At 36.1% G+C, this 22,769-nt stretch carries 19 protein-coding genes and 3 tRNA genes; 8 read left to right on the top strand and 14 right to left on the bottom strand.

What is annotated here, in order from left to right; genetic code table 11:
- Together BXY58_RS15220 and ychF are read right to left on the bottom strand one after the other, a co-directional pair.
- The coding region (locus BXY58_RS15220; protein ID WP_147366858.1) for a transposase at positions 1-324 on the bottom strand (324 nt) is incomplete at its 3' end.
- 36 nt (positions 325-360) lie between these two features.
- Positions 361-1,452 (bottom strand): redox-regulated ATPase YchF, encoded by a 1,092-nt coding sequence (gene ychF, locus BXY58_RS15215; RefSeq protein ID WP_120214730.1) that lies wholly within the window; start codon positions 1,450-1,452, stop codon positions 361-363.
- A 129-nt stretch (positions 1,453-1,581) separates the two neighbouring features.
- Here ychF and BXY58_RS15210 point away from each other — a divergent pair, with 129 nt between their 5' ends.
- Positions 1,582-1,878 carry a hypothetical protein gene (locus BXY58_RS15210; RefSeq protein WP_120214717.1) on the top strand — a complete coding sequence of 99 codons (297 nt, stop codon included), beginning with the start codon at positions 1,582-1,584 and terminating at the stop codon, positions 1,876-1,878.
- On the opposite strand, the gene BXY58_RS15205 is transcribed toward BXY58_RS15210, so the two are convergent.
- The 6 genes from BXY58_RS15205 to BXY58_RS15180 all read right to left on the bottom strand — a co-directional run bounded on the left by BXY58_RS15205 (position 1,856) and on the right by BXY58_RS15180 (position 5,374).
- Entirely contained in the window at positions 1,856-3,883 is a 2,028-nt protein-coding gene (locus tag BXY58_RS15205; protein WP_120214716.1) for a recombinase, read from the bottom strand. The genes BXY58_RS15210 and BXY58_RS15205 overlap by 23 nt on opposite strands.
- A gap of 16 nt (positions 3,884-3,899) precedes the next feature.
- Positions 3,900-4,547 carry a monofunctional biosynthetic peptidoglycan transglycosylase gene (gene mtgA, locus BXY58_RS15200; protein ID WP_120214715.1) on the bottom strand — a complete coding sequence of 216 codons (648 nt, stop codon included), beginning with the start codon at positions 4,545-4,547 and terminating at the stop codon, positions 3,900-3,902.
- A gap of 103 nt (positions 4,548-4,650) precedes the next feature.
- The gene (locus BXY58_RS15195) at positions 4,651-4,845 is read right to left on the bottom strand and encodes a hypothetical protein (protein WP_147366857.1); all 195 of its coding nucleotides are present in this window, start codon (positions 4,843-4,845) and stop codon (positions 4,651-4,653) included.
- A 250-nt stretch (positions 4,846-5,095) separates the two neighbouring features.
- A tRNA-Arg gene (locus tag BXY58_RS15190) sits at positions 5,096-5,169 on the bottom strand.
- A 32-nt stretch (positions 5,170-5,201) separates the two neighbouring features.
- Positions 5,202-5,276, bottom strand: a tRNA-Pro gene (locus tag BXY58_RS15185).
- A 13-nt stretch (positions 5,277-5,289) separates the two neighbouring features.
- A tRNA-Ser gene (locus BXY58_RS15180) sits at positions 5,290-5,374 on the bottom strand.
- A gap of 133 nt (positions 5,375-5,507) precedes the next feature.
- Here BXY58_RS15180 and BXY58_RS15175 point away from each other — a divergent pair.
- Complete coding sequence (locus tag BXY58_RS15175) at positions 5,508-6,515, top strand: N-acetylmuramoyl-L-alanine amidase (RefSeq protein ID WP_120214713.1); 1,008 nt, start codon at positions 5,508-5,510, stop codon at positions 6,513-6,515.
- 37 nt (positions 6,516-6,552) lie between these two features.
- Here the strand turns inward: BXY58_RS15175 and prmA are convergent, their stop codons facing one another.
- Together prmA and BXY58_RS15165 are read right to left on the bottom strand one after the other, a co-directional pair.
- Positions 6,553-7,380, bottom strand: coding sequence for a 50S ribosomal protein L11 methyltransferase (gene prmA / locus BXY58_RS15170; protein WP_120214712.1), 828 nt, complete (start codon positions 7,378-7,380; stop codon positions 6,553-6,555).
- A gap of 113 nt (positions 7,381-7,493) precedes the next feature.
- Positions 7,494-9,293 carry a TonB-dependent receptor plug domain-containing protein gene (locus BXY58_RS15165; protein WP_120214711.1) on the bottom strand — a complete coding sequence of 600 codons (1,800 nt, stop codon included), beginning with the start codon at positions 9,291-9,293 and terminating at the stop codon, positions 7,494-7,496.
- A 771-nt stretch (positions 9,294-10,064) separates the two neighbouring features.
- Here BXY58_RS15165 and uvrA point away from each other — a divergent pair.
- Together uvrA and BXY58_RS15155 are read left to right on the top strand one after the other, a co-directional pair.
- On the top strand, positions 10,065-12,851 hold the full coding sequence (gene uvrA, locus BXY58_RS15160; protein WP_120214710.1) for an excinuclease ABC subunit UvrA: 2,787 nt from the start codon (positions 10,065-10,067) through the stop codon (positions 12,849-12,851).
- A 22-nt stretch (positions 12,852-12,873) separates the two neighbouring features.
- On the top strand, positions 12,874-13,305 hold the full coding sequence (locus tag BXY58_RS15155; RefSeq protein WP_120214709.1) for a hypothetical protein: 432 nt from the start codon (positions 12,874-12,876) through the stop codon (positions 13,303-13,305).
- A 438-nt stretch (positions 13,306-13,743) separates the two neighbouring features.
- Here the strand turns inward: BXY58_RS15155 and BXY58_RS15150 are convergent, their stop codons facing one another.
- Positions 13,744-14,415 carry a YceI family protein gene (locus BXY58_RS15150; RefSeq protein ID WP_120214708.1) on the bottom strand — a complete coding sequence of 224 codons (672 nt, stop codon included), beginning with the start codon at positions 14,413-14,415 and terminating at the stop codon, positions 13,744-13,746.
- 395 nt (positions 14,416-14,810) lie between these two features.
- Here BXY58_RS15150 and BXY58_RS15145 point away from each other — a divergent pair, with 395 nt between their 5' ends.
- Positions 14,811-15,683 (top strand): polysaccharide deacetylase family protein, encoded by an 873-nt coding sequence (locus BXY58_RS15145; protein ID WP_120214707.1) that lies wholly within the window; start codon positions 14,811-14,813, stop codon positions 15,681-15,683.
- Positions 15,684-15,780: 97 nt separating this feature from the next.
- Here BXY58_RS15145 and BXY58_RS15140 read toward each other — a convergent pair whose 3' ends face one another.
- The 3 genes from BXY58_RS15140 to BXY58_RS15130 all read right to left on the bottom strand — a co-directional run bounded on the left by BXY58_RS15140 (position 15,781) and on the right by BXY58_RS15130 (position 20,772).
- Complete coding sequence (locus tag BXY58_RS15140) at positions 15,781-16,545, bottom strand: TIGR02757 family protein (protein ID WP_120214729.1); 765 nt, start codon at positions 16,543-16,545, stop codon at positions 15,781-15,783.
- 160 nt (positions 16,546-16,705) lie between these two features.
- The gene (gene pafA, locus BXY58_RS15135; RefSeq protein WP_120214706.1) at positions 16,706-18,352 is read right to left on the bottom strand and encodes an alkaline phosphatase PafA; all 1,647 of its coding nucleotides are present in this window, start codon (positions 18,350-18,352) and stop codon (positions 16,706-16,708) included.
- Between the two features lie 236 nt (positions 18,353-18,588).
- The gene (locus BXY58_RS15130; RefSeq protein ID WP_120214705.1) at positions 18,589-20,772 is read right to left on the bottom strand and encodes an outer membrane beta-barrel protein; all 2,184 of its coding nucleotides are present in this window, start codon (positions 20,770-20,772) and stop codon (positions 18,589-18,591) included.
- A 112-nt stretch (positions 20,773-20,884) separates the two neighbouring features.
- Between BXY58_RS15130 and BXY58_RS15125 the strand changes: the two genes are divergently transcribed.
- The 3 genes from BXY58_RS15125 (at position 20,885) to BXY58_RS15115 (ending at position 22,768) form a co-directional block, all read left to right on the top strand.
- Positions 20,885-21,460, top strand: coding sequence for a YdeI/OmpD-associated family protein (locus BXY58_RS15125; RefSeq protein ID WP_120214704.1), 576 nt, complete (start codon positions 20,885-20,887; stop codon positions 21,458-21,460).
- Between the two features lie 114 nt (positions 21,461-21,574).
- Entirely contained in the window at positions 21,575-22,138 is a 564-nt protein-coding gene (locus BXY58_RS15120) for a DUF4256 domain-containing protein (protein ID WP_120214703.1), read from the top strand.
- A gap of 12 nt (positions 22,139-22,150) precedes the next feature.
- Positions 22,151-22,768 (top strand): FEKKY domain-containing protein, encoded by a 618-nt coding sequence (locus BXY58_RS15115; RefSeq protein ID WP_120214702.1) that lies wholly within the window; start codon positions 22,151-22,153, stop codon positions 22,766-22,768.
- Position 22,769: the final 1 nt, after the last annotated feature.

Genomic DNA, 22,769 nt, shown 5'->3' with positions numbered 1-22,769 from the left:
TGCAGCAATATTAAATCTGGCAGCAGCTTGCTTTAGAGAAAGGTTTTGCGACTCAATCGTTTCCAAAACCCTGAGCTTAAATTTTACATCATAACGGCGGTTGCTCCTGCGTTGTAACCCCTGAATTCCGTATAAATCATAAAACCTTTTCCATTTGCGAATGACAGATGCATCCAAACCTATTTCCCGAGCCAAAGAGTGGACCGAAAGATTATGTTTTGCAATTCTTTCAATGCAACTCAACTTAAATTCTAAACTGTATTTTGATATTCCCATAAATAAAAATGCCCCTAAAAAGTGTCTAACTTTTTGGGGGCAGTCCAAATCGAGAGTTTTTGAATCTTTATATAATAAAATTAATCATACATTAAATCTAAAATGCATAATATCACCATCCTGAACAACGTATTCTTTACCTTCTACGGACAATTTTCCAGCTTCTTTCACTTTTGATTCTGATCCGTATGTCATATAGTCATTGTATTTAATCACTTCTGCACGGATAAAACCTTTTTCAAAATCTGTATGGATAACTCCGGCAGCTTGTGGCGCCGTCCAGCCTTGACCAATTGTCCAGGCTCTAACTTCCTTAACGCCTGCTGTGAAATAAGTCTGCAATTTCAAAAGATCATAAGCTTTTCTAATCAATCTGTTAACTCCCGGCTCTTCCAGACCAAGCTCTTCCAGGAACATTTGTCTCTCTTCGAAAGTTTCCAGCTCATTGATATCAGCTTCGATCTGCGCAGCTAGAACTACAACTTCAGCACCTTCATTTTTAGCCATTTCCTCAATTTTTCCGATCCAATCGTTTCCGTTTTTGATAGAATTTTCATCCACATTACAAACGTAAAGAACAGGCTTATTAGTCAATAACTGAACTTCGCCGATAATTGATTTGGTCACATCATCTGTTGCAAATTCTCTGGCATTTTTGCCATCTTCTAAAAACTTCTGAAGATTTTGCAACGTTTCGTAAGTTAAAATATCATCTTTTTTACCGGACTTGATGAATTTCTTCGCTTTTTCTACGGCTTTACCAACAGTTTCCAAATCTTTTAACTGAAGTTCTATATCGATGATTTCTTTATCCCTCAAAGGATCTACCGAACCTTCTACGTGAACGATATTTCCGTTATCGAAACATCTTAAAACATGGATGATCGCTTCGCACTCGCGGATGTTGGCTAAGAACTGATTGCCCAGACCTTCACCTTTGCTCGCTCCTTTTACCAAACCGGCAATATCCACAATCTCTACAACTGCAGGCAAAACACGCTCTGGATTGACAATTTTTTCCAGTTCAAAAAGTCTTGGATCAGGAACAGAAACCGTTCCTAAGTTAGGCTCAATCGTACAAAACGGATAGTTTGCAGATTGCGCTTTGGCATTGCTAAGACAATTAAAAAGGGTTGATTTTCCTACATTCGGAAGACCTACGATTCCACATTTCATAATATCAAATTTAAAGTTTGAAGTTTTAGGTTTGAAATTCAATGTTTTATAACATGAATTAAAACCAAAACTTTCGGCGCGCAAATATACTATTTTGAATTTGAATTTTCTACTTTTACAGTCTTAATTATGAGCAGAAAAAAACGCGAATTCGAGTCTTCTGAATTATTGAATTCTTTTGCAAAAATCTACGGTTTTGAGGATAAACTGAAAGCTTTCGAGATCAAAGATTTTTTGAAGGATTATCTTTCCAATGATCTTTTTGAAGAAATAACAGCTGTGAATCTGAAAGAAAAAGTCTTGGTTTTGAGAATTAAATCGCCGCTTCTGAAAAACGACTTCCGAATGAGAAAATCTTTTTTTCTAAAAAAATTCCAGGAAGTTTTGAAGGACGAATCTCTGATTAATGATCTGCTGATTTTGTAGAAATTTCCTGGATCATTTTCTTGCTTTTCTCGTCCAGCATTGATCTTAGCGGGAAGAAAAACCGGAATGGATTTTTGATAAAGTATCTGAAAATCTCTTTGAAGATTTCTCTAGCCTCACTTAATTCTACTTTTCTGGAACGGAACGCCAACAACATCGACAATCCGAAGCTAACTGCGAAATTGAAAAAACCAATCACAAAAACCGTTACAAAAGAAACCCAAAAGGTGTATGAACTAACAACGAAATCTTTACCATAAAGCCCCAGCGCAAAGTTGCCTGCAGCAAAAGTAATGTGACGAATATCAAGATCCAAGCCTAAGAAAAGTCCGATCGGCGCCGTAGCTCCGAGAAAAACACCGAACCAGAAATTGGAAATAATTCCTGCCCAATTTTTGGAATAATAAACAGACAATCTCTTTGCAACATTCTGTCCAAAAAAGTAATTAATCAAAGGGTTTTTAGCTATTCGCCTTGGAATCTGGTAAAAAACCGAATTATTACTGATGTTACCGGAAATAACTCCCGAAATAAAAAGGAACACACCCGCAATACAGGCGTGGAGAATGGCTTTCGAATCAAAAGGATTGAGGTCGTGGATCAATCTTGCTGATTTTTCAAAGGCAAAATTCTGCTTAAACAAAATTTCCAATCCGTAAATAATCATCAAAGAAACCGGAAATGATAACAAAACATTACCAACAAATGCAATGAATTGTGACCTGAATAATTGCGAAACAACGTGCGCAAATTCCATATACGTTTTTCGGTTATCGCCTTCTGATAGTACTTTTGCCATCGTAGCAGCAGTCATTGCCGGTTGTTTTGTTGCTAACGTAAAATGCATCAGGTAGATCATAACAAATCCCATCGCATAATTCATAGAAAACAAAAATGCGTGCGCAAAATCACTCGCAGGAATGTAGCTATACAACATTTTCAAAACACATAGCGCACCTACGATAACTCCGCCCCCGGAAGCCTTCCAAAACATTTTCATATAAGCCTTGAAGGTAGAAGTGATGTAATGTGTCCCCGTCTCTGCTGTATGGTTGGTTATGAGATGCGACATCAGCCTGGTGCTGTCGGAAACCAAATCACGGAGATTATTCTTGTGCGATTTGTACCTTAGAATATTGAAAAATAATTGTTTAGAATTAATCAGATAATCTTTATCTTCATCAATGACAAACAACTTGATAATGTCAGACATCCTCTGCAATTGCTGCCTGATTTTCAGCAACGCCTGATTGGTCTTACTGGAAATACCGTATTTGGACGAATTTTTAAAAGCGATATTCACAAACTCCTGGCATTGATCCAGATAGATTTTGGTCTGCTTGTAAATCTCATCAGTCGATGACAGATGAAAGCCTGGATTATCTTTGTATTTGGCATTTAGAATATCAAATTCATTCTGAAGCGCCAGAAAAGGATTATCAAAATTCCTATATTCCGGAACCATTTTCATGACCTCAACATCCAGCGCATTCCCGATAACACGCCAAGCCAGAATATTAATTGAAAAAAGAAGTTCTTTTTTAACGTGGGGATGATCTATAAACCTATCAATTTTCAGCAATTGAAACAGTTCATCAACTTTATCTTCCGGAGAATTTTGAAAAAACTGAAGATCTTTTTTCGGCGTCACAAGAACATTATCTACCAAGTACCAGATGGTTTGCTCGTTTTCTATGGGTGGCAATACTTTGTTAAGAATTCTTTTTTTGAATTCCGGATAGAAAGCATTTTCCGAGAGAATGTCCGCTTCCGTCAAAGACAAATTGAAAGGTCTGTCCTTGAAAACATTGAAGATATAATAGATCAGATTTTCCGTTATCAGCTCATTATCCTTGAGATAAGCTGTGAAGACATCCAAATCTTCTTTTTTGAGACTTGTAATGATTTCCGATAAAGGCTGTAAAGACAAAGTCTCATTCCTTTCGCTAAAGTAATGCTTTAGAATCGTGCTGAAACTGTCTTTTCTGAATAATCTAATCGCCATATTACTACAAAAGTAATTATTTCAGAACAATGTTGTTCATCTGGCGCATAATCCAATTATGTTTTTTATTGAGATAAGCACTCGGATTTTTGGGATCGTATTTTTTTGGATTCGGTAGTACGGCAGCAATCCAAGCCGCTTCGCTTTTTGTGAGATCTTTTGCAGGCTTGTTGTAATAATATTGTGATGCCGCTTCTATTCCAAAAACTCCTTGTCCCATCTCGATAGAATTAAGGTACCTTTCCAAGATTATATCTTTTCCCCAGACTTTTTCTATGATGAATGTATAAACCGCTTCCAAGCCTTTTCTGAACCAACTTCTACCTTGCCAAAGAAAAACATTTTTTGCCGTCTGCTGAGAAATCGTGCTTCCGCCTCTTACCACCTTCCCTTTTTTATCATTTTTCTTCATTGCTTTTTCGATTTGTTTATAATCAAAACCATTGTGTTGGAAAAACAATTGGTCTTCAGAAGCAATCACCGCTTTTTTGATATTATTTCCCATATCATCATAAGAAACGTAATCCCGTTTCAGTTTTCCATATTTTACAAGTCCACCAATTTGGGTAATGGTAATGGGAGGATTAAAAAATATACCAAAAATAATGAAAAGTATATTGGCAATAACCAGAATAAAAAACAGTTTCTTGATGAACTTCCACATTTTGAACAGAGAAATTTTTAGCGAAAATAAAACAAAAATATATTTTATCCTGTCAAAATTAATTTTAAAACCTCAGTATATCCCTTACAGCAAATGATATAAACTATTGAAAACTGATATCCAGAACCTTACAAAGGACAGAGATGATAATAACAATAAAGAAAAATAAAAAGTCATAGAAACCAAAACTTTTAAACTTATGACCATCATTATTTTTTTGGTTCTGTTTATAACGGCGTGCCGCATCCCGTTGTTCCTCCATCCTTGTTTTGATGGCATATTTTCTGTCGTTCATCATCTGTTAAGAAGTCGTTTTAGATCTATGATTTTGATTTTTCTCGATTTGGGATTGCAAATATTAGAAAAATATCGATACAAAACTTATAATTAAAAAAAAATGCAAAAATTTAACATTAAAATTAATTATTAATGAAAACTATTAAAAAATAATTATAATATATTTAATATTAACATTTTCAAAAATTTGAAACTAAAACCCTAGATTTGGACATAAAAAAACTCACAACCTTTTGATTGTGAGTTTTAAGTGAGCGCGAAAGGATTCGAACCTTTGACCGTCTGCTTAGAAGGCAGATGCTCTATCCAGCTGAGCTACGCACCCATTTGTAATTTTGAGAAAATTACTAAAACTTGTCGGGGCGGCAGGATTCGAACCTGCGACCTCCTGGTCCCAAACCAGGCGCGATGACCGGACTACGCTACGCCCCGTAGATTTTTTTTGCGGAGGGTAAGGGATTCGAACCCTTGCGACCCTTTCGGGTCGACAGTTTAGCAAACTGCTCCATTAACCACTCTGGCAACCCTCCTTGCAATATTTTAAAGATCGTTTGTTCCTCAATTGCGAGTGCAAATATAGAACAGTTTTCTTTACTTACCAAATTTTTTTCTTCATTTTTTTTCATATTTTTGAATCATAAATATCACCTAAAACACTTACAGATGCGTAATTCATTATATCTCACAACCTTAGGTTTAGTAATTATTTCCTGCGGTTCACAACAAAAAATTGTAAAAAGTAAAACCCCGACTATTCCCAATGCTCCAAAACCAATTGTTCAGGTAAAAAAACCGGAAATCAAAGAGGATGAAGGCGAGTATTACAAAGTTAATATCGCAGACATTACCAAAAATGACAATACGGTTAGCTATGGTTCTATTGTAAGCGCAAATCCTGCCGGCTATAAAATCACAAAGACTTATTTTCCCGCAATTGGCCAGAATTTCCGCCAGAGATATGTCATCTTACATTATACGGTTCTTAACGATGAAAAATCCATATCCACGCTGACTCAACAATCTGTGAGCGCACATTATTTGGTAAGTACGCTTCCTGACAAAGAAATCTATCAAATTGTGGATGAGAATAAACGTGCCTATCATGCTGGCATCAGTAATTGGAGAAAAGACCAGCAACTGAATGACACTTCCATCGGAATTGAAATTGTAAATCTTGGTTACACGACAGATTCTTTGAATAACCGTGTTTTTTATCCCTATCCTGAGGAGCAGTTCCGTAAGGTGGGCGCTTTGGTAAAAGATATTGTGACACGATACAATATCCCACCGACTAATGTCCTTGGACATTCTGACATTGCGCCAACCAGAAAACAAGACCCAGGTCCAATGTTTCCATGGAAGCGAATGTACGATGAATACCAAATTGGGATGTGGTATGATGAAACCGCAAAACAGACTTTCCTTAATCAAATATTAACAACCAACGATATTGCTTTACAATATAACAATCCGGAATTTGTTTCCAAAATCCAACAGCAACTGGTTCAGTTTGGCTATAATTTAACCGTGAATGGCGTTTGGGATAAAACGACAAAGCAAACGATTGAGGCATTCCAGTTTCATTTTCGATCATCCAATTACAGTGGAATTATCGATGCAGAGACCTGGGCGATTTTGCAGGCTTTGATCCAGAAATATCCGCAAAAGTAAAATAGTAAAGCCTCGATAAATTCGAGGCTTTACTATTTTACTTACTCAACAATAGAGAAACCCACTCTTCTCTCTGGATTTTCTTTTCAAGCTTCAGATTTTGCTCTGTACAGACTTCCAGAATATCATCTACGTCAAAGAAACAAAGTCCAGACAGCAACAATTTTCCGCCATCTTCCAAAACTGAAACGTAAGTCGGAATGTCAGAAATCAAAATATTTCTATTGATGTTTGCCAGGATGATTTCGAATTTTTCTTTGCCAAGATTGTCAGCAGTTCCCAATTCGATATCCAATTCCACATTGTTGCGTTCTGCATTTTCTTTAGAATTTTCTACAGACCATTCGTCGATATCAATGGCTACTGTTCTTCCCGCACCCTTTTGCTTGGCAAAAATTGCTAAAACCGAAGTTCCGCAACCCATATCCAACACTTTCTTGTTCTCCAAATCCATATCCAGCATCTGCTGAATCATCAAGTGCGTCGTTGGATGATGACCTGTCCCAAAGGACATTTTTGGCTGAATCACGATCTCGTGCATATTTGGATTCGGTTCGTGAAATTCTGCCCGGATGAGGACTTTGTCTTCCACATTAATGGGCGAAAAATTCTTTTCCCATTCCTCGTTCCAGTTGATATTCGGCATTTCCTCGTAAGAATAAGTGATGGTCACATCTTCGTTCTGTAACAGCGGAATAGACTTTAAATCATCTTCATTAAAAATATCTTTCTGAATATAACCCAGAACACCGTCATACTCTTCCGTGAAGCTATCGAAACCGATTTCTATCAGTTCCGCCATCAATATTTCGTTCCACGGTTGTAGAGGTTTTATTTTGAAATTGAATTCTAAGTACGCTGCCATTGTATAATTTTTTGCAAATTTAGTTTAAAACCACAAAGGCACAAAGTTTTCACAAAGCACACATAAAACTTTGCGAACCTTGTGTAGCGCTTAGTGCCTTTGTGGTTAATATTCTAGTTCATTTTAATCTGATAAGTCACTCCAACGTGGAACCAACGTCCAGGCATCGGAACCAGATTGGTCTCTATGTATTTTGTATTCGTCAAATTGTTGATGAGCACATAAAAATTAAAATCTTTGTATCGGAAATTGAGCTGTTCATCCAGCGTATTGTAACTTCCGAGATTCACTCGCTCCGTGTATCTGTAAATCAACTGGTTGCTAAAAAACTTCAAAAACTTCACATCCACCTGACCAACGAATTGGTGTCTCAAATTCTGCAAAGCATATCGGGACAACTCTTCATTTTTATATTGATTGTCAAGATAAGTGTAATTCAATCTATAATTTAAAAAGTCAAATAATTGATGTCTGAATTCCGTCTCAAAACCTTTCAGATTGATTTTCCCAACATTTTCCGCAGTCCAGATACTTTCAGGAGTTGGTTTCAGCCAGTCGATTCCATTATGTGTGTTTCTGATAAAACCACTGACTTTCGCTAATATTTTCTGATTCTGGAATCGGTAACCTAATTCTGAGGATAGTGCACTTTCAGGAATCAGATTTGGATTTCCTTTTTCAGTCGGGCTCACATAATACAAATCCGTGAAAGTCGGGATTCTGAAACCTTTTGAAACTGCACCGAAAATCTTATGATTTGGATTAAAAATATAACCAACATCCACCCCTGGATAAAAGAAATTATCGCCCGAATAATTCGCCAAACTGGCTCCAGGATTAATTTCTAACTTCTGATTAAAAAATTTGAATTGATGATCAAAAAACACCTGCGTTACATCTCTTTTTCTCTCCCCAAGGTTACTGCTGGTCAAAAATTCTTTTCTGTAATCAACACCAAAATTCGTAATCCCAAGTGAAGATTCGTAAGACAAATTGACGGTTCCACCAGCATTGTTGCCAATGTGCATATTCCTGTAAAATGCAGGATTATCACGCTTCAGCAGATACATATCCTGACCTCTGCGCCAGTAAAGACTGGAGTTGAGTGACAGTTTACCAAATTTCTGCTGATACTGCAGACTCACCACAGACGCCTGTGTTTCCTCATATTGGTTGGTATAAGTTGGCGACGCATAGAAACCGTTTGCGCCAAATTTCTTCTCAGAAAAACCTGCCTGCAAGCTCAAACTTCCCTCGTTCAGTTTTAATTTGTTCTGATAAAAAACATTCTTGATTTGATAATCTGTATTATACCGATAACCATCCGAAGCGCCGTTGCTCACCGTCACAAGATTGGTAAATTTCTCCGAACCAAAAGTTGCAGAAGCTGACAAATCATAAGTTTTGAAATCTCCTCCTTGTGCTTTGATCGTCACTTTTTCTTCAGCAGAAGATTTCGTAACAATATTGATGACACCTGCGAAAACATTCTGACCGTAGAGTTTTGCCGATGAACCTTTCATAATTTCAATCCTTTCAACCGCCGAAATATCAAACGGAATATTGAATGTGTTATGACCCGTCTGAGAATCATTCATTCTGATGCCGTTTATCAAAATTAAAACCTGCTCAAAAGAACTTCCCCGAATCGAAATATCGCTCTGGACACCATTAGAACCTCGTCTTCTGATATCCAATCCAGAATGAAACTGCAGCAATTCATCAATGCTCGTTGCCGGACTGTTCTCGATTTGTTGCCTGGTAATGACCGTCACATTCTCATTCACATCATTATACGGAATCGATAAAAACCGACCTTGTAAATTCACTTCATCTATAGCTTTTTCCTGATTTTGTCCAAATCCGTTAACCGACAAAACAATGACGGATAAAGCCATTACAGTTTTTTTCATAGTTTAAAATTTCCTTTCAGATAATCGGGCGCAAATATAGAGATTAGCCAAATTCCCCACCTATAATTCTACTGAAAGTTGAATTATAACCAACCTCAACCAGTTCTGACGTACCTGTAACAGGTTCAACAAATATCATTTTGTGGTTCTCTAAGTGCCTCCGACCAGCTACTTAAGTACCCAGGGACACTTATACCAATCGCTAAAGCCGGTTCTGAAATGGTTTCAACCACTTACCTAAGTAGTCATAGCCACTCGCACAACCACCTACAACCATTTCGGAACCGGTTACAACCACTTGAGCAATAACCTTTTGCCATTTCGGAACCGCCCTTTACCTGGATGATAACCGGCTATAACCACTTAAGAACCGGTCTCAACCATTTATATAACCACCCACAACCATTTCGGAACCGGCTATACCCTGGTTAGGAACCACCCTTACCCCCCTTCCGAGCCACCCCTTCCGAACATATAAACAACACAATATCAAATCATTAGAAACAAATCAAATCCCATAAGGGATGACCTGTTAGTAAACAACAAATACGCACTAAATCAGAGCTCCGTAGGAGCGACCTATTGGATACATTTAACAGGTCGCTCCGATGACGCTTGTCTGTGAAAATCCTATTGCTTCTATTAACAGAACGTTCCTACGGAACTATAAAAACAGTTCCGATTTTTGTGATTTTATTGTGATTATTTTAATCCAAAAACTTACCCGAAAACGATTAAATTTTGCGTAATTTTGTGGGTCTTATTTTTACTATGGCTACAACAACCGACATCGATATCAAGAAATTTCTTTTCGTTAAAAACGCACACCTTAACAATCTGAAAAACATCGACGTTCTGATTCCAAAGAACAAATTGATCGTGATTACAGGTGTCTCCGGAAGTGGAAAATCATCTCTGGCTTTCGACACGATCTATGCGGAAGGGCAAAGGCGTTATGTGGAAAGTTTGAGCTCCTACGCACGTCAGTTTTTAGGTAAATTGGAGAAACCAAAGATTGATGATATCAAAGGTTTGGCGCCATCAATTGCAATTCAGCAAAAGGTGATTTCGTCTAATCCGCGTTCTACTGTGGGAACTTCTACGGAGATTTACGATTATATGAAATTGCTATACGCAAGAGTTGGAAGAACCTATTCGCCGATTTCCGGAGAAGAAGTTAAGAAAGACAGCGTGACGGATGTCATTGATTTCATCAAGGCTTCGAAAAAAGATTCCACTTTTTTACTTTTGACGCCTTTGACATTTGAAAAAGAAACATTTGCTGAATTATTGAAAACTTTGAAAGTTTCAGGATTCACAAGGTTAGAAGTAAATGGAAATCTTGCTGGAATCGAGGATTTGGAATCTTTCGGATTCACGCCGGAAAAAGATATGACGATTAATTTGGTCATCGATAGATTCAGTTATGAGGAAGATGAGAATTTCCTGCAACGTTTAGCAGACTCTATCCAAATGGCTTTCTACGAAGGTCACGGCTATTGTTCACTTAAAAATACAGACACCGGAAAAATCCGTGAATTTTCCAATAAATTTGAATTGGACGGCATCGTTTTCAACGAACCGAATGTTCATTATTTCAGCTTCAATAATCCTTACGGTGCTTGTCCGACTTGCGAAGGTTATGGAAAAGTGATTGGAATTGATGAAGATTTGGTAATCCCTAACAAAAACCTGTCGCTTCACGAGGATGCAGTCGCTTCCTGGAAAGGTGAAAGTATGAGCGAATGGAAAAAAGATTTCATCAAAAAAGCTAAAGATTTTCCGATTCATAAGCCTTATTATCAATTAACCAAAGAGCAGAAACAATATCTTTGGAAAGGCGACAAAACGAGAAATTTCCCGAGCATTGATAATTTCTTCAAAATGCTGGAGGAAAATCTATATAAAATCCAGTATAGAGTAATGCTTTCGCGTTACCGTGGAAAAACCATTTGTCCAACCTGTGAAGGATTACGGTTGAGGGAAGAAACGAGCTGGGTAAAAATCGACGGACATAATATTCAGTCTTTGATTGAGTTGCCTTTGGACGAATTGCTTCCTTTAATAAAAAGCTTAAAACTCAACGACCACGACGGAGAAATAGCAAAACGATTGACTTACGAAATCGAAACAAGACTGGAATTTTTGACTAAAGTTGGTTTGGGTTATCTGACCTTAAACCGGACATCGAACACGCTTTCCGGAGGAGAAAGTCAGAGAATTAATCTGGCGACAAGTTTAGGAAGTTCTTTGGTTGGTTCGATTTATATTTTGGATGAGCCAAGCATCGGTCTGCACTCTCGAGATACGGAAAACCTGATTGGTGTTTTGAAACAATTGCGAGATTTAGGAAATACAGTAATTGTTGTAGAACACGATGAAGATGTGATGCGAGAAGCAGATTATATCATCGATATTGGTCCGGAAGCGGGTTATCTTGGTGGAGATTTGGTTTTCAGCGGCGATTATAAAGAAATGCTAAAAGCGGATACTTTGACCGCAAAATATCTGAATGGCGATTTGGAAATCGAAGTTCCTGCAAAACGAAGAAAGACAAAAGAATACATCGCAATAAAAGGTGCCCGTCAAAACAACCTAAAGAATGTTGATGTGAATGTTCCGTTGGAATGTCTAACAGTTATCACTGGCGTTTCAGGAAGTGGAAAATCGACTTTGATGAAAGAAGTGATGACGAATGCGATTCAGATTCAACTCGGAATGGGTGGAAAAAAAGCAGATTACGATTCGGTGGAGTTTCCTTCAAAATTGATTCAGAATATCGAATTAATTGACCAAAACCCGATTGGAAAATCGTCACGTTCCAATCCTGTAACTTATCTGAAAGCCTATGATGACATCCGTGACCTTTTTGCAAAACAGAAATCTGCAAAAGTTCAAGGTCTGAAACCGAAGCATTTTTCTTTCAACGTAGATGGCGGAAGGTGTGACGAATGTAAAGGCGACGGTGTAATCACAGTATCAATGCAGTTTATGGCAGACATAGAGCTGGAGTGTGAACATTGCCACGGAACACGTTTCAAAAAAGAAATCCTCGAAATCAAATACGACGAGAAAAATATTTCCGACATCCTTCATATGACGGTTGACGAAGCGTTGGAGTTCTTCAAAGAGAATCACGAAGAAAAAATTGCAACCAAACTAAAACCGCTTCAGGATGTTGGTTTGGGTTATCTGCAATTAGGTCAATCTTCTTCTACGCTTTCCGGTGGTGAAGCGCAAAGAGTGAAGCTGGCATCGTTCCTTGTGAAAGGTGTAACGACAGAAAAAACCTTGTTTGTTTTTGACGAACCTTCAACCGGCTTGCATTTCCACGACATCAAAAAATTACTGAAATCGCTTCAGGCATTGATAGAATTAGGACATTCAGTGGTGGTGATTGAACATCAGCCAGACATCATCAAATGTGCCGACCACATCATCGACGTTGGCCCCAATGCCGGAAAATACGGTGGCGAGATTGTTTTCACGGGAACACCGGAAGATTTGGTGAAGGAGAAGAAATCTTTTACTGCGAAGTATATTGCAGAAAAGTTGTAATTAAATTTAATTTCTATTCGCAATGACAAATACTGAAAAACAAATGCAGGAAATTGAAGAAACTTTCAAGAGTATAGAAAAAACAACAGCTTCATTAGAAAAAACCGCATATGATGGAACTAGAGATATATTAAGATATTTTGATAGAATTCACGATAAATTATTTACATTTAATAATATAATGATTGTTGGTTTTTTCACTATTTCAAAAATGAAAGAAGGTGTTCCAATTGAATTAATCCTTGTCCCACTTCTAAACCTTTGTTTTTTGATGTATATTGAATTTAGAATGATGGAAAAAAGTAGATTCGAAGCGAATATTTTAGAAAAATCTAAAACCCAAATTGAAGAACAAGGTAAACAAATTAGAAAAAGCACAAATTATTCATTACTTTCAATTTTCACAACGTTTGTTGTAACTTGTTTTTTTCTATATAATTTATTCAGACAATAATTTTCTTTTTAGATCAAAGTTATCCACAAAAAAATGTGGATAAGTATGAAATTTTAACATTTAGTTTACAAATGGTATGGTTTTTATTTCTAAATTTACAATAGAGATTTAGGAAATGATTACAAAATTTGCTTTTGACTCAATCGGAATTACTCAAATTAAATTTGATATAAAAATTTAAAGGATAGCATTGTCGGCTGTCCTTTTTTGTTGTTGTCTAACTAAAAAAATGAGATGTTTTATCTACTGAACCGGCTTCTAAAGAGTCGGTTCTTTTATTATTAATCCCTTCGAGAGCCTTAAGATGACAATCGACTGACAATTCTACAAAAAACATTTAGTATTAGAATGTCACACTGAGCGAAGTCGAAGTGTTTTGAATTACAAAAAAAGACTGCCTCTTTCGAAACAGTCTTTCTTTTCATTTTTACAATTTATCTATTTAGTAGCATTCACATTGATACCAATTTCGATGTCTTTGCTGATCATCCATTCAGCAGGATCAGTTTCATCCGTCCCGAATTTGATTCCCCAATCTGCTCTGTTTACTGTAAACTTAGCTTCAATAGCCGCTTTACCTTCGGCAACAGTCACTTTTGCAGGGAAAGAAACATTAAGCGTTTTTCCTAACAATGTCAAGTTTCCGCTCACTGTTTTGTTAGCACCAGCGACTGCATCTTTTGGAAGTTCTCCAGTCAAATCCGCTACAGAAGTGATTTTGAAATCAGAAGTTGGATTTTTAGTAACGTTGAAGAAATCTTCATTCTTCAAGTGAGCTTCCAGGTCAGCCGGTTTTTTATCAGCCTCAGTTACAGACGCAGGATCAACTTTCAAAGTTGTCATATCGATTACAAAATCGCCGGAAGTCAGCGCTCCGTTTTCAACAGAAACCTCACCAGATTTGATGTTCAAAGTTCCCCATCTTGGCGCAAAACCTCCTTTATGGAAAGCTTTCCAGTTCACCTTTGAAGTTGCCAAATCTACATTGTAAACATCGCCAGATTTTGCTGCAACTTCCACTGGGTCTTTTCCGCCCTCTTTTGATTTTTCGTTACAAGCTGTGAACATCAAAGCAGCGCCTGCCAATGCCAATACTGTTAATTTTTTCATAGATAATATTTTAAAATTAATATTGATTTTCCGCAGCAAAAATAAGACCTTTAATATTAATACAACATTGATGTACATCAATAAAATCTATGATTCTAATTTTTGGGCAGCTCTATCCACCTTCCACTCTCGCTATTTTGCCAAAGCTAAATTCCAGCCACAAAAATGAGCTCCGTTCAAGTCGGGCTGCATAAGATCTATGCATTAAAATCAATTTAAGATTTAACATAATGTTCCAAAATAATAAAATCCAAAAAAAACAATCATAATTAAATGAATATCAATAACAAAATATTTTAGTGAAAATTTAAAAACATCAAGATTAGGCATTAAATTTGATTCTAAACTTTAACTTAATTAACATTTTTTTAACAATTTAAAATCTTTTATTTCCAATGAAAAAAACTTTTGCTGAAAAATCAAATCATTTGATTTTTCTTGGGACTGCTGCTTTAATCGTTAGCGCAGTATTTTTTTTGAATTCCTGTAACAAAAAATCAAAACAGGTAGCAAGTTCAAAAACACATTCAGAAAAAGTTGTCCCCAAAACAGCAAAAGTGATTTCCACAAAACCGGAGATTCCCGACGACCCAAACAAACGTTACATCTATCTGACCTTTGACGATGGTCCGAATAAAGGAACAGAAAACCTTCTGAAAATCATCAACAAATATCAGATCCCTGTAACATCTTTCATCGTAGGAAAACACGCTTATGATAGCAAAACACAAGCTAAAAACCTGAAAGAATTAGAAATTCACGAATTGGTAGAATTAGCCAATCACAGCTATTCTCACGCAGAAAACAAATACTCTGAATTTTATAAAAACCCTGAGAAAGTAGTTCACGATTTTGACCGGGCTAAGGACAGTTTAAAATTCAAAAACAAATATGCGAGAACCCCTGGACGGAATATCTGGAGAACTTCTGACATCAATAATACCGATATCAAAAGCTCTAAAACTGCCGCAGACGAATTACAAAGAGCAGGTTATGTTTTGGTTGGGTGGGATCTTGAATGGAAACCTGACAATACAATGAAACTGAAAGGTTCTCATCAACAAATGGCAAAGCGCGTGGACAGTATATTTTTCAATGATTTGGAAAAGACTTCCCGACATTTGGTTTTTCTCACGCACGACCAATATCTTCAGGATGACGATTCGGTTAAAGAATTGGATTTGTTTATTTCCGGCTTGCAGAACAGCAACCGTTTTGAGTTTAGAAAAATATCGGATTATCCTGGGATTAATGATATCTTGAAATAATTTTTTTTAAACCACAAAGACACAAAGTTTTTTCACAAGGTTCACAAATTAAATAGTTGTGTTCTTAATGAGACCTTTGTGTATTTGTGGTTAAATTCTATTCAAATTCTTTGGAAACGCCCAATCCAAACAACGCAAAATCGTAAACCGCCGGGTCATCAGCATTATATTTCCTAAGAATCAAATCCAATTCTTCAACCGCTTTCCAATCATTTTGTTTTCTGGTTAGCATTCCTAATTTTCTTGAAATATTGGCTGTATGAACATCCAACGGAACAGAAAGATATTTTGCATCAATTTTTTCCCAAATTCCAAAATCGACACCTTTTTTATCTTTACGAACCATCCAACGCAGAAACATAATCAATCTTTTAGAAGCCGAATTTTTGTAAGGTGAACTCACGTGTTTTTGTCCACGATGTTTTTCAGAAATGAAATGATTACGGAAACGTTCGATAGAATGATAGAAATTGATTTCGTTTTCATTAATCAGAAATGCATCTTCCAAACTTTCAAATTGGTTATAAATTCTTTTAAAATTCTTCAGGAAGAAAATAAAATCTTCGTGGTTGAAAGTTCTGTGAATGGCCTTTTGTGGAATCTTTTTTAAATCAGAATCAGTAAAATTCATCACAAAATCGTAAGGCGAATTTTCCATCAGTTCCATCATTTTATTGGCATCATTGATAATCGATCTTCTGTTTCCCCACGCAATACTTGCAGATAGAAATCCTGAAATCTCAATGTCCTGTTTCAAAGAAAAACGATGCGGAATCTGAATTGGGTCATCAGTAATAAAATCCGGAGAATTGTAAAGTTCTGCTTTTTCATTCAGCAAATCGAAAATGTCTTTTTCGTTCAAATTCATTGTTCAAAAATACGAATTATTTTTATCGCCAAGGCGTAAGAATTTAATTATAGAAAAGCAAAAAGTCGCAAGTTCTTATTGAAAACATTTGCGACTTAGTAAATTAACGATTTGAAATCTAATATCTAGACTTTAATATTTAACTTCTATCTGTCTATCTTCCAATCACTTCCGTAATTGGTTTTCCAACGGCACCACTTGGGAATTCGATATGGAGAAGTGCGGAGATTGTCGGTGCTATATCGGTCATATAATAATCACCATTGCTCTCGCCATGTTTGATTCCCCAGCCCATAAAAATCAATGGAATATGCGAATCGTAGGAATTCCAAACGCTGTGTGTTGTTCCTTTTTTAGCATAAGTCGGCAGCATCCCATCGTGAGAAATGATTTGTATATCGCCGCTTCTCTGCCAATTGTAGCCATTAATCGCTCGGGATTTTATAGGCTCCGGAATCGCTGATGAACCAATCTTCTTCAAATCTACAGCGTACAAAACTCTTGGATCTTTGTTCAGATTGTCGATGATAGTGGTCTTGATCGCTTCTTCGTCCAGGTTTTTTTCTTTGATGAGATTCTGGTTCAGATAAATTTGATAATTATCGATTCCGAGAATCAATTTAGAATTGGCATATTTCTTTTCCAATTCTGCACCCAGATTTTTTTCCATTCCTTCGTCGAAGAAACCGCCTAGAATTTTGTTAGCTCTCAGAAATCCTTCTGCATTTGCACCTCCGTGATCAGCAGACAAGAAAACCAAATAATCATTTTTTCCTACTTTCTCATCCAACATTTTGAAAAATGCCGCCAAATCTCTGTCCAACCTTATGTAAGTATCTTCAACCTCGATAGAATTGGGACCATAAGAATGTCCTACATAATCCGTAGAAGCTAAGTTGATCGCCAGAAAATCTGTTTCAGTTCCTTTTCCTAAAGCATAATTATCCAAAGCTGCTTCTGCAAATTTGAGCGTCAAAGTATTTCCAAAAGGTGTTGTTCTGATAACGCCTTTTTTAGTCGCATAATCTGATAAAAGATTTTTATATGGAAAAACCGGTTCTTTTGCCGTTCCTACAGGATATTCCCATTCTACATTATCAGCTGTACTTTCAGTATATTGATTAATTGGCAGAGCTGTTTCCCAACCGTTTGCCAACAATTTTTCAGGAACTTTCTGGTCGTTGAAATCTTTTACCCATTTCGGCAATTCATTCATATAATAAGAGCTTGTGATAAAGTTTCCGGCAGAATCATCAAACCAAAAAGCACCCGTCGGATTGTGACCGGCAGGCAAAATGGAAGCACGGTCTTTCAAAGAAACTCCAACGACTTTTGACCTGAAATTACTGGCAATTCTCAGTTGGTCTGTAATGGTTGTGGACCAAAGATTTTTTGGAGAATGACTTCCGTTTCTTCTATTATCCGTTCCAATCGGATTGACACTGTCATCTGTTGTACAATAAACGTTCTTCCCTGTCGCTTTGTCCGTCCAGTCGTTCCCGGCAATCCCGTGAATGGAAGGCACAGAACCAGTATAAATGGAAGTATGACCAATGGCTGTAACTGTTGGAATGTAAGGAATATGAACGTTATTGAATGAATAACCTTCTCCCAACAATCTTTTGAAACCGCCTTCTCCAAATTTCTTTTCAAAACGGTAGAGATAATCCCAACGCATCTGGTCTACGACTAATCCTACGACTAGTTTTGGTCTTTCCCCTGAATTTAATTTTGATTTCTGTGCACTGACATTTCCGAATGTGGCCACCGCCAAAACGAAAATCTGAATTTTCCTGAACATTGATTTACTTTTTATTGAGTCCCAAATTTACGGCTTTCAAAAGTTTTGGGATGTGAAATTTTATTAAAATTTAGTTGAGAGTTTTACACAAAGGCACAAAGGACTTCGACTTCGCTCAGCCTGACAGCTTTGATACAATTTAATTCTACATTTATCAATCTGAGCGAAGTCGAAGACTTTCTTAATAAAAAAGAACGAGCAATTGCCCGTTCCTTTAAATATAAAATTTAACAATTCTATTTTCCGCCGCCGGAATTTTTCTCGACATCGGTTTTAGTGTTTTCTTTTACCTTTTGATTTCCGAAACGTTTCACAAACGTTAGCGATACGCCATACCAATCCCAACGGTTAAAGTTTTTAAAAGTTCCTATTTGGCTGTAAGTGGTAGTCGTCATACTTGGTCTTTTGAAAATATTCATAAACTGCAAACTGGTTTCTATCTGTGCCCCTGGAAAAATCTTAGTCACGGAAAAATTATGAAAGTAATTGTATTTATTAGCGACTGAGTTTCCATTATTTTGATTATCAACACTCATCCAAGCACTTAGATTAATATTTTTATTGAATAAATTGGTGTAAGAAAAATTCGTAGAACCGCCGATATAGCTGATGTAATTATTTTCCTGACTTAAATTATTTCTTCTGTTAAAATCGCTGTTGTCAATATAATACCAACCAATTCCAAAATTGACATTGAGCTTATTCTTGAAAAGATTCTGATTGGTGTTAGCGAACAAATAGAATTTCTCAACTTTCCCTTTGAAGTTATCAGGAAAAACAATTGTTTTCAAATTTCCGTTAACATCAGTTTCCTGTGCATAATTTTCCCAGTAATCCTGATCTGTAAACATATATCTGGCTGAGATGAAATATTTTTTGAATAATCCAAATTTCAGCACCACTCTATCGCTTGGATTTGGAAGCAATTCCATATTTCCTCGGTAGAAGATGCCGTTATTATTTGGCACTTCAAAAGGATTAAATTCCGAATACCACGGTCTCCAGAGATTGTGATTGTAGGTTAGACTCAAATCATAGTTTGGAGAAAAAGCATATTTCACTAGAAGGTTTGGTAAAAATGTTCCGTAAGAATCTTTTCTTCCTTGGTTTCCAACATTTTCTCTGATTTTATAATTGATATGTTCGTAGCGCAAACCAACCCTTGTTTCCAGTTTTTCAAAAAACGTTTTGCTGTAGGTAAAGTAAAGTGAATTGATATTATCCGAATAATGGAAATCACTATTCAGTCGGGTATTTTTTATTAAATTCTGATAATTATTCGGAATCACATTGTTATTGAAATTTGCTTTTCCACCGACTTCCAAAGTTCCACCTTTCCCAAGTGGCGTTGTATAATCCACTTTAACATAATAATTTCTGTTTTGTGTGTTGTTATCAATCAAAGTTCTTTCAATCGCCGGTTTGTTTTCCCAATCTTCAGGTTTCACATAAGATGAATTAGCCGTTTTAAGAATTCGGTCTGTATAGCCTTCACTCGAATCGTAATTCAATCCAAAATTAATATCTAAAATTTTATTTTTCTCTTTATCATAATATTTGTAGAACAAATTGGTTCCTAAAGTATTGTTGAGATTTTTGCCCAATGTATTTTGATAATTAAAATATTTAAAAGTATTGTCATCATAAAACCTGGTGTATGAATCGGAATCTGAACTATTGTCGCCACGGAAATATTCCAGTACAAGTCCAATATTATTTTTTTCATTCAGTTCAAATTCTGAGGTCGAAGAAAAAGACGGATTTTTGTTTTTGTAAGCTGTTTCAGAATCGATTAACTGTCTGTTTTTATTAGCATAATAGGAATAGTCGTTAGAACTTTTTGATATAAAAACATTATCGTTATAACTTCCTGTAAAAGTTTGTGTGAAATTCTTTTTATGGTAATTCAAATTCAAACTTCCGTATTGGTTGTTCTTGGTATTCTGAGTATTGGTTAAAGAAATACTTCCTTTCAAACCTTCATCATCTCGTTTTTTCAGAACGATGTTGATAACTGCGCCCGTCGCTTCATAACGGGAAGATGGACTTGTAATGACTTCAATTTTCATCAGATTATCTGCAGGAATTGTTTTGAGGTATTCCTTCAGTTCTTTACCTGTAAAAACCGACTTTCTGTCGTTGATGTAAACCGTTACCGATTCCCCTTCTGCCCTCACATTATCATTATTATCAATACTAACCAGTGGCGTCATTCTCACAATATCCCAAGTGGTATTTCCTGCCAGAATAGAGCTGTTTTCAACATTAAACACAGTTCTGTCGGCTTTACTTTGGACAGTCGGTTTTTTGGCGATAACTGTGACCGCTTCTATTTCCTTTGATTTTATAGTATCTTGAGTAGATTGTGCTAGTAATAAAGTAGTTGAGAGTAATCCTAAGGAGGATAACAGTAATTTCATAGTCTTGTTTTACTTATAAGACAACCGTCGCGGTAGAAATGTTACATCTATAATCAATTAAATTTATATTAATTCGAATTTTAATTAAATTTGGGAAAAACATATTCTTAAAATGAATTCAAAAGTTGACGATCACATCAATCAGTCCAAACAATGGAAAGATGAGATGAACGCATTGAGAATCATTATTCTGGATTGTCAATTGGCAGAGGATTTCAAATGGGGAAAACCCTGTTATTCTTTTCAAGGTAAGAATATTGTGATTATCCAAGGCTTCAAAGATTATTTTGCGCTAATGTTTTTCAAAGGAGGATTGATGAAAGATTCTCAAAATCTTCTGGTAAAAATGGGAGAAAACACACAAGCTGGAAGACAAATGCGATTTCAAAATGTTCAGGATATTTTGGATAAAAAGTCAATTATCAAAGATTATATTTTTGAAGCTGTTGAAATCGAAGAACGTGGCGAAAAAGTGGAAATCAAAAGAGAAGCAACACCAGTTCCCGAAGAATTTCAAATAAAATTAAATGAAAATTCCAAATTGAAATCTGCTTTTGAATCTTTAACTCCCGGAAGACAGCGTGCGTATCTGATTCATTTTTCTGCACCAAAGCAATCCAAAACCAGAGAATCCAGAATCGAAAAATCAATCCCTAATATATTGAAAGGAAAAGGTATGAATGATTGACGATATTTTAAGTCTCGCTGATTTGGCAAATCTTGCAGATTCTGTACAAGTAAGAAATTGCGTAATCTGCTAAATCTGCGAGAGAAATATTTTTATCTAACACAATTAATCAATATGAAAAATAAAGCTCTGCTTTCAACAGAACAACGGGAAGAATTAATCAAAATCCTCAAAACCCGTTTTGAGAAAAATCCGAAGCGCCACGAAAATATCCAATGGGAAGATGTTCAGAAAAAACTGGAATCCAATCCCGGAAAATTGTGGTCACTTAACGAAATGGAAAGAACCGAAGGCAAACCAGATGTTGTTGGTTACGATAAAAAAACAGACGAATATCTTTTTATCGATTGTTCCGCAGAAAGTCCAAAAGGCAGACGAAGTCTTTGCTATGACAGAGATGCGCTCAATTCCAGAAAAGAACACAAGCCTGTAAACAGCGCGATTGATTTGGCTTCAGAATTAGGAATCGAGATTTTAAATGAAGAACAATACCGAGAATTACAAACGCTTGGGAATTTTGATTTGAAAACATCGAGCTGGGTAAAAACACCTGAAGAAATCCGAAAATTAGGTGGTGCTATTTTCTGCGACAGACGTTACAATAATGTTTTCCTTTATCACAACGGCGCAGAATCTTATTATGCTGCGAGAGGTTTTCGTGGGATTTTGAGAGTGTGAAAATAAAAAGAGATGAAGCCAAAATTTTTAATTCTTAATCTGATTGTATTAGCCTTAGTTGTTTTGGCTAATATTTTTCAGTTTTATTTCATTAGTTATCCAATGAAATTTAATTTTCAGCTTGCTGTGGAAGATGGTAATTGGATGATGTTGTTTATCATCCTTTCAACGTTAGCGGTATTTTCATTGGTCTTAGGATTTCTAAAAATTAGACATTTAGATTTTCAGAGGATTTTTTTATGCTTTAATGTTTTGATTTTGATTTTTTTAATTTATTATTCCGCAGATGCTTTTATAAAAACAAAAAAAGAAATTTCCAAAAGAGAAAAAGAATATATCATTAAAGCTAAACAAGACATCAAAAATGACAATGTCACTTTTGAATATAATGGTGGATTTGGAATTATTTTAGACAATCAAAAAATGCTAGATAAAATTGACAACATTCATAAAAAATATGGCGTTGATTATAAGAATATAGGTTGTGTTATCAATTCTGTTGATAATGAAGCTCGTCAAAAATATGATGAAACAGTTAAGCCTTATTTGGAAAAAAGAAATGGTAGAAACTGGGAATCAAAAATGAATGCGGAAATTGAAAAAATGAGAAAAGAAAATATTGAACTCTAAT

It is taken from the genome of Epilithonimonas arachidiradicis, assembly GCF_003610695.1.
Taxonomy (GTDB): Bacteria; Bacteroidota; Bacteroidia; order Flavobacteriales; family Weeksellaceae; genus Epilithonimonas; species Epilithonimonas arachidiradicis.
Note: the sequence above shows the minus strand (reverse complement) of the source record. Positions and strands in the feature narration are given on the sequence as shown.

Coding starts and splice junctions, on each gene's coding strand:
- ychF (WP_120214730.1), bottom strand. CDS start 1,452: ATGAAATGTGGAATCGTAGGTCTTCCGAATGTAGGAAAATCAACCCTT.
- BXY58_RS15210 (WP_120214717.1), top strand. CDS start 1,582: ATGAGCAGAAAAAAACGCGAATTCGAGTCTTCTGAATTATTGAATTCT.
- BXY58_RS15205 (WP_120214716.1), bottom strand. CDS start 3,883: ATGGCGATTAGATTATTCAGAAAAGACAGTTTCAGCACGATTCTAAAG.
- mtgA (WP_120214715.1), bottom strand. CDS start 4,547: ATGTGGAAGTTCATCAAGAAACTGTTTTTTATTCTGGTTATTGCCAAT.
- BXY58_RS15195 (WP_147366857.1), bottom strand. CDS start 4,845: ATGATGAACGACAGAAAATATGCCATCAAAACAAGGATGGAGGAACAA.
- BXY58_RS15175 (WP_120214713.1), top strand. CDS start 5,508: ATGCGTAATTCATTATATCTCACAACCTTAGGTTTAGTAATTATTTCC.
- prmA (WP_120214712.1), bottom strand. CDS start 7,380: ATGGCAGCGTACTTAGAATTCAATTTCAAAATAAAACCTCTACAACCG.
- BXY58_RS15165 (WP_120214711.1), bottom strand. CDS start 9,293: ATGAAAAAAACTGTAATGGCTTTATCCGTCATTGTTTTGTCGGTTAAC.
- uvrA (WP_120214710.1), top strand. CDS start 10,065: ATGGCTACAACAACCGACATCGATATCAAGAAATTTCTTTTCGTTAAA.
- BXY58_RS15155 (WP_120214709.1), top strand. CDS start 12,874: ATGACAAATACTGAAAAACAAATGCAGGAAATTGAAGAAACTTTCAAG.
- BXY58_RS15150 (WP_120214708.1), bottom strand. CDS start 14,415: ATGAAAAAATTAACAGTATTGGCATTGGCAGGCGCTGCTTTGATGTTC.
- BXY58_RS15145 (WP_120214707.1), top strand. CDS start 14,811: ATGAAAAAAACTTTTGCTGAAAAATCAAATCATTTGATTTTTCTTGGG.
- pafA (WP_120214706.1), bottom strand. CDS start 18,352: ATGTTCAGGAAAATTCAGATTTTCGTTTTGGCGGTGGCCACATTCGGA.
- BXY58_RS15130 (WP_120214705.1), bottom strand. CDS start 20,772: ATGAAATTACTGTTATCCTCCTTAGGATTACTCTCAACTACTTTATTA.
- BXY58_RS15125 (WP_120214704.1), top strand. CDS start 20,885: ATGAATTCAAAAGTTGACGATCACATCAATCAGTCCAAACAATGGAAA.
- BXY58_RS15120 (WP_120214703.1), top strand. CDS start 21,575: ATGAAAAATAAAGCTCTGCTTTCAACAGAACAACGGGAAGAATTAATC.
- BXY58_RS15115 (WP_120214702.1), top strand. CDS start 22,151: ATGAAGCCAAAATTTTTAATTCTTAATCTGATTGTATTAGCCTTAGTT.